Genomic DNA, 13494 nt, shown 5'->3' on the forward strand with positions numbered 1-13494 from the left:
GAAAAATGTATCGTGTACATTTCGGTGAGCCGTACATCACTTTGTGACTTAAAATAAAAAGATAGTGACGTAACATTTGTGACATCACTACTTTTTATGAGTCATCAACCCTATTTGACATAGAGCCACTAAAAAAGACTTTATATCAACTTATTGCAAATGTTGATATAAAGTCTTTTTACTAAATTTTTATAATTCTTCGCTTGTTGTTGGTCCAAAAATCATACCCATTGATTTTTCACCTAGATGTGTACCAATAACTGCACCAAATTCTACAATATTGAACGTTACTTGCGGGAATTGTTTTTCTAGTTCTTCTTTCCATTCTTGAGCAACATCTAAACGATTAGCATGATGAATGGTTGCTGTAAAAGGTACATCATATTGATTGACGTGGTCTTGAAATAATTCTGTAATACGAGAAATACCTTTTTTAAATGTTCTTATTTTTTCTGTTGGAACAATTTTACCGTCAATCGTTAAAATAGGTTTAATGTTTAACATCGAACCAATAACAGCTGAACCTGTTGATAAGCGTCCGCCTTTTTGTAAATGCATTAAATCGTCCACTAAGAAAAATGCGTTTTGTGCTGCAATCATCGTATTTAATTTTTCGATAATATTTTCTGGAGAAACATTTTCTCGTGCTAAACGAACCGCTTCTTTAACTAATTGCGCTTGAGCACCACAAGCACGTCTTGAGTCTACCGCATAAACAGTGAAGTTATCAAATTCTCCATTTAAACTTGCTACTGTTTGATACGTACCACTAATTTCTGAAGATAAATGAATGGAAATGACTGCATCATAATCTTTGGACAATTTTTCAAATAGTGCCATTGTTTGTCCAACAGATGGTTGAGAAGATTTTGGTAATTCTTTTGCACCACGTACTAAATCATAAAATTCACTTGGTTTAATCTCTTCTCCTTCCATATACGTTTTGTCTTTAAATGCAATGGATAGAGGTAAAACATAGATATTTAACGCTTCTATTTCATCTTTCGTCAAATAGGCAACACTATCTGTAACAACTGCAATATTCATGTTATGTACACTCCTTCTTTGTATTTTGTAAAATAAGTCATTAAACAGCAATTGGTGCTGTTATTTTTGCATGTTTTTGATAATTTATCAATGTAATATCTTCTTTTTGAATATCAAATAAAGAAAGATCTGGTTTATGCAATAATAATTTAGGTAAAGAATATGGTGTGCGAGTTAATTGCTCTTTTACTTGTTCTAAATGGTTTAAATAAATATGTGCATCTCCAATTGTATGCACAAATTCACCAACTTCTAATCCTACTTCATTCGCAATTAAATGTGTCAATAAGGCATAGCTGGCAATATTAAATGGAATACCTAAAAAAGCATCTCCACTACGTTGGTATAACTGACAACTTAATTGATTGTTAACAACATAAAATTGGAACATCGTATGACATGGTGGTAAAGCCATACTAGGTACTTCTTCTGGATTCCAAGCAGATACGATGATACGTCTTGAATCTGGATTTGTTTTCAAAGTATCGATTACTTGCTGAATTTGATCAATTTCATTACCGTCTGTTGTTTTCCAATGTCGCCATTGAACACCATAAATATTTCCTAAACTACCATGTTTTTGTGCAAATATATCGTCTTCTAAAATTTGTTGACAGTACTTTTGCATTTCTTGTTGATAGAGAGCATTAAATGCCTCGTCTACTAAACAACGTCTACCAAAATCGGTCATATCAGGTCCTGTGTAATCTGGACTTTCCACATAACGTTTAAAGCCCCACTCATCCCAAATATGATTATTATTTTCTAATAAATACTTCAAATTATTATCGCCATGTAAAAACCATAACAATTCACTTTTAATTAAACCAAATGGAACAGATTTAGTCGTGACTATTGGAAAGCCTTCTTGTAAATTAAAACGCATTTGATAACCAAAAATACTTTTTGTGCCTGTTCCTGTTCTATCAGATTTTTCGACACCTTCATCTACTATTTTTTGTAAAAAATCTAAATATTGTTTCATAGTATCCTTTCTATCGCTTACAAGACTACTCTATCTTCTAAACCTTCTAAGCGTGTACGATCATGTTTGTAAAACTCAACATCAACAATGTCTCCGTCCACAGATACAATCGCATACGTTCTTTCTTTAATTGGACCTCTTGAATGATTAAAACTACCTGGGTTAATACATGCAACCCCTTCTTCATCTTCTACTTTCAAGATATGCGTATGACCATATAAGGCAATGCGACATTTATTTTCATAAGCAGCATTGGCTAATTGAGCACGTGTAAAGCTAACAACATGCATGTGACCATGTGCCACAAAAATATTTTCATCTCCTGCTTTGACAATTTGATAGTTATCAAATGGTGCATAAAAATCATTATTTCCTTTCACAACACTATCACATAAAGACCATACTTCATGATTTTCATTTAACTCTGAATCACCACAATGAATGATATAATCTACTTTATCTCTATAATAACGTAATAATTCTAACATTTCTTCTTCGATACCATGACTATCACTAATCACTAAAATTTTCATGATAAAACCTCCTGAGGTAATATTGATAATAAGTGTTGAATGGCTTTTTTACGATGACTAATTTTATTTTTTTCTTCTGGTGTCATCTCAGCTGTTGTTTTGCCATATTCTTCTATATAAAATAATGGATCGTATCCAAACCCATTTTCGCCTTTTGGCACTGTTAAAATTTCTCCTCGCACATTTCCTGATGCGACAATAGATTGTTCATTCGGTCTTGCAAGAACCAAGGTGCAGTGAAATGTTGCTGTTCTTTGTTCTTTAGGAACACCTGCTAATTCTGACAATAATTTTGCATTATTGGCTGTATCACTTTTTGGTTCTCCAGCATATCTTGCTGAATAAACCCCTGGTTCACCATGCAAAGCATCCACCATTAGTCCAGAATCATCTGCAATAACCATAACATTTAGACGTTGTGCAATACTTTCTGCTTTTAAACGTGCATTTTCTTCAAAGGTTGTCCCCGTTTCTTCAATATCCTCAATATCTGGATAGTCTAAAAGCGTTTTGACAGAATAACCTTTTTCACCAAAAATTTGTTCAAACTCTCTAGCCTTTCCTTTATTTTTAGTGGCAATCAGTAAAACTTTTTCCATTTGTGTCACCTTCTGATACTTTTCTAAAGAGATAACCTCTACATCTAATTCGGGCATATCTAGCCATTGTTTTGCTACTTTTTCAAATTGTTCTTTATTTCCGGTTGTAAAGAAACGATGATGTTTTTCACCTTCATGTGTAGAAGCAATATCAAAATAATCCAACAACATACTCACATCCGTAATTGTTTCAACACCAGAATCAATGAGTGTGACGTGCTCACCCATAGCATTTTGTATATGCTCTTTTAAAAGCGGGTAATGGGTACAACCTAAAATAAGTGTATCCAAATGATGCTCCTTTAAAGTGTTTAATGTTTCCAAAACCGTTTCTTGTGCATCTGTTGTGTTCATTTTGTTCTCTTCAACTAATCCAACAAATTTTGGACAGGGTAAATTAAACACATGAATAGATTGTTTTTTATTTTTTAATGTACGTTCATACACACCGGATTGAATAGTACCTGTTGTTCCAATAACCCCAATTCGTTTATTTTTACTTTTAGAAATAGCTGCACGGCTGCCTGGGTCAATCACGCCAATAACCGGAATGGAGAGCTTTTGTTTTATCTCTGGCAATACGGCTGCTGTCGCTGTATTACAGGCAATGACAAGCAATTTAATATTTTTTTCTAGTAAAAAATGAACCATTTCCCAAGTGAATTGGCGTACTTCCTCTGGAGTACGAGGACCGTATGGACATCTAGCAGAATCACCTAAATAATAAATGGTTTCATTAGGTAGTTGATTTAAAGATTCTTTTACAACGGTTAATCCACCAACACCTGAATCAATGAAACCTATTGGTTGCTTATTCATCACTTTCCGTCTCCTCTAAACCATCTGCGATAAATTGTGCAAGCCATGCCATAATAGGTAATGCAACTGCAACAACTTGTAAAGCAGCTAGTATTTTTCCAATTTTTTTTCATTTTTTTCACCCCAATTACAGTACATTATACAATATTTTTTTTTTTTTGCTTATTTATTTACTTAAAAAATGATTTGCGTTTGTTGGTAGAGAAAATCTCGATATCTTTTTAATTGTGTTTACCATATTTTATTACAATAAAATATGAAAAGTTTTCTTTAGATAATGTCTTTAAACATATAATAATATTTCTTAAGGTTGGAATATTCTTTCTACCAATATCATTACAAAAAAGAGAGAACGTCCTCGCTCTCTCTTTTTATCTTTTATGACAGCATAAATTTATCGACGTTTTCCTTTACCACTACCACCAAGTAAGCTACCAAAAATACCTCTTGCCAATTCACGACCAACTGTTCTAACTGCTGTATTGATGAAAGAATCTGTTGCTTTATCAAAAACAGATTTAGGTTGACTTTTCGCCAGTTTTGCCTGTTCTTTTTCATAAGCAATTCGCTCTTTTTCAGCAGCTATTCTTTCTTTTTCTGCTTGTTTTTCTTGTTCTAGTCGTTCTTGTTCAGCTTGTTCTTGTTCATATTTAGCAGCAAGTACTTCATAGGCAGATTCTCTATCAACAGCATCTCTATATTTATACTCCATTGGTGATTGATTGATAATGGCTTGCTGTTTCATTGGATCAAGTGTTTGAAAACTACTTTTCGGTGGACAAATATACGCTCTTTCGACAATACTTGGTTGTGCATTTTCATTTAAAAATGACACAAGTGCTTCTCCAACTTCGAGTTGTGTAATGACTTCTGACACATTTAGTTCAGGATTTTGTCTAAATGTATCTGCTGCAACTTTAACAGCTTTTAATTCTTTTGGTGTATAGGCACGCAATGCATGCTGTACTCTATTTCCTAATTGTGCTAGTACTGTTTCTGGCAAATCAATAGGATTTTGTGTAATAAAATAAATACCCACACCTTTTGAACGAATAAGTCTAACTACTTGTTCAATTTTATCAACAAATACTTTTGGTGCATCTTCAAATAATAAATGCGCTTCATCAAAGAAAAAGACAAATTTAGGTTTTTCTAAGTCACCAACTTCTGGCAATGTTTCATATAATTCAGATAATAACCATAATAAAAATGTGGCATATAGAGTTGGTGATTGGAATAATTTATTAGCTGATAATATATTGATAATACCTCTACCTTGCTCATCTGTTTGCATAAAATCAGATAAGAATAGAGCAGGTTCACCAAAAAATAAATCACCACCCTGCTGTTCTAAAACAAGTAAACTTCTTTGGATAGCTCCAACGGATTGTTTTGTAATATTTCCATATTGTGATGTGTAGTCCGACGCATGATCTGCAACATCTTTCAACATCGCTTGTAAATCTTTTAAATCAACTAATAATAAACCATTATCATCAGCAATTTTAAAAACGATATTTAAAATACCTGTTTGTGTATCATTTAAACTTAACAAACGAGCAAGCATCAATGGTCCCATTTCAGAAATGGTAGCACGTACTGGATGTCCTTGTTCGCCAAATACATCCCATAATCGTACTGGAAATGCAGATGGTTCATAATCTGTAATGCCTAATAATTCTAATCGTTTTTGTAATTTTTCTGTGACTTCTCCTGCTTGTGCTAAGCTAGATAAATCACCTTTTATATCTGCTAAAAAGACTGGAACACCTGATAAACTAAGTTGTTCTGCCAACACTTTTAATGTAACCGTTTTCCCTGTACCTGTCGCTCCTGCAATTAGTCCATGACGATTTAACATAGATAAATTCATCAATGGCGCTTGTTTTCCATTTGCAATTTGAATTGTTGTCATTTTTTATCTCCTTTTCCGTTATATCATCAAACAAAATATCACACGCTTATCATAACGATTTGCGTGTGATATAGCAAGTAAAAATTACATTTCATCAGGAGATTCAATACCTAATAGTCTTAAACCTTCTTTTAAAACATCTGCAACAGCTTGTACTAAAACTAATCTTGAATATTTTTGTGCATCATTAGCTAATACAGTACTATTTGCATAGTATTTATTAAAGCTTTGCGCTAAATGAATGACATATTTTGAAATGACAGATGGTTCGAATACTTTTGCAGCACGCTCGATAACATTTGGAAATTCTCTTAATATTTTAATGACATCCCATGCATAATCGTCTGTTAGTGAAATATCTGTTTTATCCACAGTTTCCATTTTCGATTTTCTCAAAATACTTAATGCACGTACACGAGAATATTGTACATAAGGACCTGTTTCACCTTCAAATTGAACAATTTCATCAAGATTAAAATTAAAACTATTCATACGGTCAGCTTTCAAGTCATGGAATACAACTGCACCCACACCTACTTGAGTAGAAACTTTTTCTTTATTTTCTAAGTTTGGATTTTTTAATTTAATTTGTTCTAAAGCTAATGCTGAAGCATCTTTTAATACATCTTCTAATAAGATAATTTCACCTTTACGCGTTGACATTTTACGTCCATTTATCGTAATCAATCCAAATGCAACGTGAATCATATCATCAGACCACTCATTACCCATTTTTTTCAAAACAGCTTTTAATTGTTTGAAGTGATTTGATTGTTCATTTCCTACAACATAAATATTTTTTACAAAATCAAATGTGCGTTTACGGTAGTATGCTGTGGCAATATCACGTGTTAAGTACAATGTTGCACCGTCTGATTTTTTGATTAAAGCTGGCGGCAGCTCTTCATCATCTAAACGAACGATTGTTGCGCCATTATCTGTTTCAGAAATACCATTATTTTCTAAAAATGCAATATGTTCATCCATTTTATCATTATAAAAAGCCTCACCCATATAATGATCAAAATGAACACCTAACATATCGTATACTTTTTCAAATTCTTTAATGGACTCATCTTTGAACCATTGCCATAATGCAATCATTTCTGCATCGCCATCTTCAAGTTTTTTAAAGACCGCACGTGCTTCATCTTCTAATTCAGGATGCTCCTCTGCTTGAGTGTGAAACTCTACATATAATTTCACTAATTCATTTACAGGATCTTTTTTAACTGTTTCTTCGTTCCCCCATAATTTATAGGCTACAATCAATTTTCCAAATTGTGTTCCCCAGTCACCTAAGTGATTGATATTAATAACATTATAACCAATTTTTTTATAAATATTGGATAAAGATGCTCCAATTACCGTAGAACGTAAATGTCCCATAGACATTGGTTTTGCAATATTTGGCGAAGACATATCTACTATAACATTTTCTTTGTGTCCTAAATTCAAATCTCCAAAGTGTTCTTTCTTTTCTTGAATATCACTTAAAATTTCTTTAGACACTAAACTTTTCGATAAGAAGATATTAACATAAGGCCCCACTGCTTCACATTTTTCAATGTAATCATTTTTTACATTTCCTGCAATATCTTGTGCAATTTGTTGAGGTGCTTTTCTTAATACTTTTGCCAAAGTAAAACACGGAAAAGCAATATCTCCTAAATGTGCATATTTAGGGGTTTCTAATAATTGATAAATATCATCTTGAGATAATTGTTCATTTAATGCTGTTTGTAATACTTGTGCAATAATTAATTTATAATCTAACATATTTTTCTCCTTTACTGTTAAACTGAGTACATAAACAAAAAATCTCTATTAAACATTACTGTTTAATAGAGACGAATTAAATCCGTGGTACCACTCTAGTTGGAATATATATTCCCACTCTTTTATCATGTAACGTTTGATAAACGGACATTTACGTCTTCTCCAAAGTGCGCTTCCACATTGCGTTTACGTCGGCTTTCACCCTCCCGACTCGCTAGATTAAATCTTGCAATATGTACTCTCTTTTTCATTGAATATACATCATCATATCAAAAAAAAAAAGATACGTCTACTATTTTATAAATATTTTTAAATTCTAATTCAAAAAACAAGCACCCTTAATATCTAGAGTGCTTGTTTAAACATCATTTATTTACGTTCTCTTCTCTTGTATACAAATATTGCCATTCCGCAAAATAAAATTCCGAAATAAATAAAGAGATGTATTTCTTGTGTTCCCGTATTTGGTAATGTATTTGATACCTCAACATCTACACCTAAAACAAAATGACTAAAATGATTTGTTTCAAAAATAAGTTTACCATTTTCAACTTTCGTCTGTATTTTTTCTAATTGCCCATTCGATAGTACATGGTATAGTACAGCATTTTTTTCATGTTTATGTAAATCAATAGACACAATGCGGTTTTCTTTAATGTCAACTTTTTGTCCATTTTTTGTTAAATAAATATCGTAAACTGTTGCATGTTTTGGTTTTAATTTTTCTGCTATAACAGAATGATCTACTTTTTCAACATGGAGCATATCAGCATCAACATGCTCTTTAAACATAACACTAAACAAACGATTATCTGTATGTGCTTCAAAAATTTGTGATACCGTTGTTGTCGTATCTGTGGCACTGTGTGTCGGTGTTGGTAAGGTAGTCAATGTACTTGTTGTGACATCAGGTATCGGTGTTGGTTCTGCTGGTTTTTCATCATCTTTACCAATTCTAAAAGTTATTTTTTTCTTAGTAATATTTCCAGCAATATCCTCTACTTCAATATCTAATACGTGTCTACCTTTATCAGAAATTTCTGTATTTAGTGTATATGGTTTACCGTCCAATGTTATAGTGGTACGTGTCACTTTTATATTATCTGTTGTGTTAATCATTGGTGTGACTGAATGCTCAAAGACATCACCTGATTGGACAGTTGACTCAATCACAGGTGCTTGGTCATCTAGTTTCACTAAATAATTCAAGCCATGTTCATCGTTTGAATTATTGTTTACATCGACAGCTTTAATGTTTACAATATCTCCGTCTTGAACAGGTACTTGATAAGAGAAAGTACTTTTATTATTTCCTAATTCTCCTTCAATAGACGTTGATGCAACTGAATGTCCGTTTACATATAAACTCCACCCTGTACCATTGTCTTGTATTGTTCCTTGTAATTTTAAAATAGGTTCTTTGACGTATAACACACCTTCAATATCTTTTTCTGAATCTTTTTCTTCGACAAAATGCAAGTCTTTAAAAATAACATTTGGTGCAGCTTTATCAATGAACATTGAATAACCTCTGTCAAAAATGAGATTACCTTCTGCATCATACCCTTTGATATTAATAGTATTATATCCGTCTTTTACAATAGCTTTTGCCAAAATATCTGATCCTTTTGCATAAACACGTTCACCACCATTGATACTTGCGGAAAAACCTTCATTTGTTTTGATAGGAATTTCATATGTATATGTACCGTCTGATAAGCTGTATAATTTTGCATGGACAATAGATTCAACATTTAAAATCAAATAGTCGTGCATGGACACATAGAATAATTTTTCATCATCATCTGCATCTGTTAAAGAAGTATAGAAAAATTGCTGCGCTTTTCTTCCGGCTTTATCGACAGCTTCCACATAAATATCTTCTGGGAAATCACGTTTGTTTGCTGTAATTGTAAAATTCCCTTTTTCATCAACTTTTGCTTCTTTTTTATTTTCAGGTTTACTAAAGTTATCGCCTGTATAGTAATACACTTTAATATCTTTAGCAGCTGTTAAATTATCACTCACTTTTCCTGAAAGTGTAATGGTACCATCTTCAGCTGTTTTAATTAGTTGTTCATCTTCATCTTCCCATTCTGGTCGGATGTCTAAAGTTGGTTTTTCAAAGTCACGCAAAATTGATAATGTTGATGTACGTTGTTTACCGTCAGTCATAGTAATCGTGACTTTCAATGTATTTTCTCCGTCTTTTAACTGTTCTTTTAATTCAGCAGAAAATTGTTTGTCATTTTTTGTTAATTCTACTGCTTGTTCATTTAAAGTCATACTAATGTCTTTCACATGTTCAGAGATGCGACCCGTTAATGTTGTATTTCCTTTTTTCAATGATAAATCTTTAATATTATCTAAGTGAACGTCTTTAACGTGCAATTCTTTTTCATAATCTGCCGCATTTCCTGCTGTATCTGTGGCATGTATTTGCAATAAATTCACTGTTTCTAAATTCATGGATATATCTTTAATCATATATTCCGCTTCACTTATTTTTGTAACATCTACATCTGCATAATCAATACTTGCTTTTATTTTTCCAATAGCCACATTGTCTTTTAGACGAATCACAATATCTTTTTTATCATCTTCTTTATCAACAATATCAACGTCCATCGTTGGTTTTGTATTGTCAATTTTTACTGGTAAATATGTCGTTTGCCAATTTCCGTTTTCTTTATTTCTAGCTCTTAGGCGATAATAATATTGTCCCTCTGGAGCACGTTCAAATTCACCTGTTTTAGTATTATAAATTTTTCCGTCCCATTTAAATTGAAGCAACGGTGACTGCATTTCTTTTTTATACCAATCTTCAAATAAATAATCTGCATAAATAAGTCTTTGTAAATATTTCCCAACTTTTATTTGTCTTAAAGGCTCTGCTTGATCATCTTTACTTGTCACGATAGCTACTTCATAATCTAAAATATCACGCAAAACAGCAACACGTGGTGCGATTTGTTTCACTGTATCTGCATCTGAATTTGTTGTGAAAGCAATATTTTTAGGATTGATACCTTCTTCAAAATCAGATTTGCCAATTTCTTCATATTCTTCTGAATTCAAATTAGTATTTCCCATAACAGTGGTTAATTTTACTTTTGAATTGGCTTCCCAAGCAGGAGCATCAATTAAAGGCTCTTTCCCCCAATCACCAACAAATCCCATATAAGGAATACTTAATGATGGTTGTCCTTCAGTTTCAGAGATGAAATATAAATACCCTTCAACAAATTGATCTTTTGCATTTCCTGTATTTAATGTCGCTGTAATTTCTTTTGTTTCTCCTGGTTGTAAAGTAATGCTCTGTACACTTGTTTGAATAGATGCTCCGTCTACTTTTTTAGCATGTACTTCATTGATTTTAACTGGTGTTTCTTCTTGCATTTTATCAACTGATACAGTTCCACTTGTTAAGACATTTCCTTTTTGAACATGGAATGTTTGAGGTGTTTTCCCTATATTTTCTAGTTTAACCGTAAAAGTTGTCGTTTTTCCTATTTCTTTTAGTGCTGCTGCCCCTTTACCATTTGATGATACAATGACATTTGTTTCTAAAGCATTTTGAATTTGAATAATGCCTGCACCTTGTTGTCTAGGTGAAAACTCTAATCGTTCACCAATAGCATTATCGTCCATTAAGACACGTGCTGTATTCATGAACAATACTTTTACCAAATCCATTTTAGACCAGTTTTCTGGTAATGTTTTTTCTTTTAAGTACTGTAGTAACAATGTTGTCGCACCCGCAACATGAGGTGCTGCCATTGATGTCCCCGACATTAGCATATAGCTATTTTTATTTGCTGTGGAATAAATATCTTCTCCCGGTGCAAGTACATCTGGTTTTAATTCTAAATCAACTGTTGGTCCCCAACTTGAAAATCCTGAAGGAATTGAAACATCACGATATTTTTTATGAAAGACATCCATTGATAGTTTTAATGCCATATTAGGTGATGTTTTAATACGTTCTTGTAAATCAGCACCGTCTGAACCAGATACCCCAATCGCCCAACAGCCACTTGCTAATTCAAATGGTGCTAACTCTACTGGCACTTTATCCATATAATTATCTCGATTATGCCCAACATTATAACTAATTAAAATAATACCTGCTGGTTTTTTGCTAGATAATAAACTCATTTTTTCACGAATGGAATATTTTCCTCTTCTTACAATAACTATTTTATTCTCTAGTTCCTTTCCTCTTAATTCTTCCTCTGTCGCAAATCCAACATCAACAAAATCATAGGTATTATCAACAACTTTTGTTTTACCAATTTGTATATATGGATATGGTTTATCACCAATCGTCATTGCACTATATGTTAAATGTGTATTTTTGCTAGATCCAACACCTATCACATCTATATTAGCAGCAACTGATACAGTGGATGCTGTATCTACTGCATTTAAATCATTATTTGTTTTCTCGTCATAAGTCGTTGTTGCTGCTGAAGCACCAGAATTTCCTAATGCTGCTACAACAATGACGCCATGTTTTTTAGCATTTTCAATTGCTGTATAAAACGTATCTCCTTTTTTTCCAGTTCCTCTCAAACCAATACTTAAACTAATCACATCTGCACCTTTGTCTATGGCATCTTCCATAGCCGCATACGCAGCATCTTCACGAACAGCTCTATGTTTTCCTGTAAATACTTTATAAACAAGTAATTGAGCATTTGGTGCAATCCCGTCAATCCCTCTTTTAGCTTTCACATCTTCATCTGTTGCATTTGCCGCCAATATTCCGGCAATATGCATACCATGTGGTTCATCAACATCATCTAATAAATTATCATTTCCGTCCACATAATTATATCCATAAGGAATTTTTGCAGAATATTCATTATTATCAGATTTTTTTATATCTAAAATTTTAGGGACAACCCCCTCATCTAATCGCATATCTTTATGTTTTGTGTCGATACCCGAATCAATCGTTGCAATAACCATTCCCCTACCATCCACACGATATCGTGCATTGGCTTGTAATGCTTGTGTAAGTTGTCCTGCTGTTATCATATTTGGAATAACCGGTGCACAATCTTCGATTTTGTGAATATCAGCTATTTCTGATAATAATGTGATTTTATCTTTTGGAATATCTAATGATAAACCACTAAATATTTTTTTATATTGATACTTTATCTCAGCACCAGATATGGCATGAATCTGTTCGATAATTTTCTTTCTATTTTCTTCATCGAAAGAAACAATCACTCTAGATAAATGATTGACGGCATCACTTGATATCATTGATGTACCAAATGGCTCTTCTGCGTGTAATATATGATCACTCGAACATATACATAATATGGCACTTAATGCCATTGCTCCTAAGAAATGTTTTTTTCTCATATCTCTCTCCTTTTTAAAAAGTTATGTTTACGATTTATTGTATCAGGATATTTTCAATAAATCAAGTCAACTTACATAAAAAGTTAGGCGTGATTAACTTTGTGTTAGTTAGTAAAATCATAAGAATAAAATTTATTTTTTATTCAATCCATAAAAATAAATGTCACTTTTAAACCGACAAATAAAAAACGAAGTAACCGTATTGCGTTACTTCGTTTTTTGGCTGTATAATTTTTAGGGTTGATGGCATAAGCCAGCAACCCTAATTTTATGTAGACAAAAAGGCAATTTTCTCTTAAATTAAAAGTACGACCAAATAATAAGGAGAAATTGCCTATGTCTAATATAACAGAAATCTTACTACAATTAAAGGATAAAAACATCACATTTGATCATGAAAACATATCAGAGTGTGACATTCGACATAAAAAATCATTG

7 protein-coding genes and 1 other annotated feature are annotated in these 13494 nt (G+C 32.6%); all 7 genes read right to left on the bottom strand.

The window, feature by feature from the left end; genetic code table 11:
* Nucleotides 1–189: 189 nt before the first annotated feature.
* The 7 genes from GMA06_RS07360 to GMA06_RS07390 all read right to left on the bottom strand — a co-directional run bounded on the left by GMA06_RS07360 (nucleotide 190) and on the right by GMA06_RS07390 (nucleotide 13056).
* Nucleotides 190–1047 (bottom strand): DegV family protein, encoded by an 858-nt coding sequence (locus GMA06_RS07360; protein WP_163562196.1) that lies wholly within the window; start codon nucleotides 1045–1047, stop codon nucleotides 190–192.
* 40 nt (nucleotides 1048–1087) lie between these two features.
* Nucleotides 1088–2032 (bottom strand): thymidylate synthase, encoded by a 945-nt coding sequence (locus tag GMA06_RS07365; RefSeq protein WP_163545181.1) that lies wholly within the window; start codon nucleotides 2030–2032, stop codon nucleotides 1088–1090.
* 17 nt (nucleotides 2033–2049) lie between these two features.
* Complete coding sequence (locus tag GMA06_RS07370) at nucleotides 2050–2565, bottom strand: metallophosphoesterase (protein ID WP_163562197.1); 516 nt, start codon at nucleotides 2563–2565, stop codon at nucleotides 2050–2052.
* Nucleotides 2562–3983 (bottom strand): glutamate racemase, encoded by a 1422-nt coding sequence (gene racE / locus GMA06_RS07375; protein ID WP_163562198.1) that lies wholly within the window; start codon nucleotides 3981–3983, stop codon nucleotides 2562–2564. Before racE ends, GMA06_RS07370 begins: the two co-directional genes overlap by 4 nt.
* Before the next feature lie 394 nt (nucleotides 3984–4377).
* The gene (locus GMA06_RS07380) at nucleotides 4378–5898 is read right to left on the bottom strand and encodes a helicase HerA-like domain-containing protein (RefSeq protein WP_163562199.1); all 1521 of its coding nucleotides are present in this window, start codon (nucleotides 5896–5898) and stop codon (nucleotides 4378–4380) included.
* 84 nt (nucleotides 5899–5982) lie between these two features.
* The gene (gene argS / locus GMA06_RS07385) at nucleotides 5983–7677 is read right to left on the bottom strand and encodes an arginine--tRNA ligase (RefSeq protein WP_163562200.1); all 1695 of its coding nucleotides are present in this window, start codon (nucleotides 7675–7677) and stop codon (nucleotides 5983–5985) included.
* Between the two features lie 64 nt (nucleotides 7678–7741).
* Nucleotides 7742–7937: a binding site (T-box leader), on the bottom strand.
* A gap of 109 nt (nucleotides 7938–8046) precedes the next feature.
* A complete protein-coding gene (locus GMA06_RS07390; protein ID WP_163562201.1) occupies nucleotides 8047–13056 on the bottom strand; it encodes a S8 family serine peptidase in 5010 nt (1669 codons plus the stop codon).
* Nucleotides 13057–13494 lie beyond the last annotated feature (438 nt).

This window comes from Granulicatella sp. zg-84, assembly GCF_010892375.1.
GTDB lineage: Bacteria > Bacillota > Bacilli > Lactobacillales > Aerococcaceae > WM01.

Coding starts and splice junctions, on each gene's coding strand:
- GMA06_RS07360 (WP_163562196.1), bottom strand. CDS start 1,047: ATGAATATTGCAGTTGTTACAGATAGTGTTGCCTATTTGACGAAAGAT.
- GMA06_RS07365 (WP_163545181.1), bottom strand. CDS start 2,032: ATGAAACAATATTTAGATTTTTTACAAAAAATAGTAGATGAAGGTGTC.
- GMA06_RS07370 (WP_163562197.1), bottom strand. CDS start 2,565: ATGAAAATTTTAGTGATTAGTGATAGTCATGGTATCGAAGAAGAAATG.
- racE (WP_163562198.1), bottom strand. CDS start 3,983: ATGAATAAGCAACCAATAGGTTTCATTGATTCAGGTGTTGGTGGATTA.
- GMA06_RS07380 (WP_163562199.1), bottom strand. CDS start 5,898: ATGACAACAATTCAAATTGCAAATGGAAAACAAGCGCCATTGATGAAT.
- argS (WP_163562200.1), bottom strand. CDS start 7,677: ATGTTAGATTATAAATTAATTATTGCACAAGTATTACAAACAGCATTA.
- GMA06_RS07390 (WP_163562201.1), bottom strand. CDS start 13,056: ATGAGAAAAAAACATTTCTTAGGAGCAATGGCATTAAGTGCCATATTA.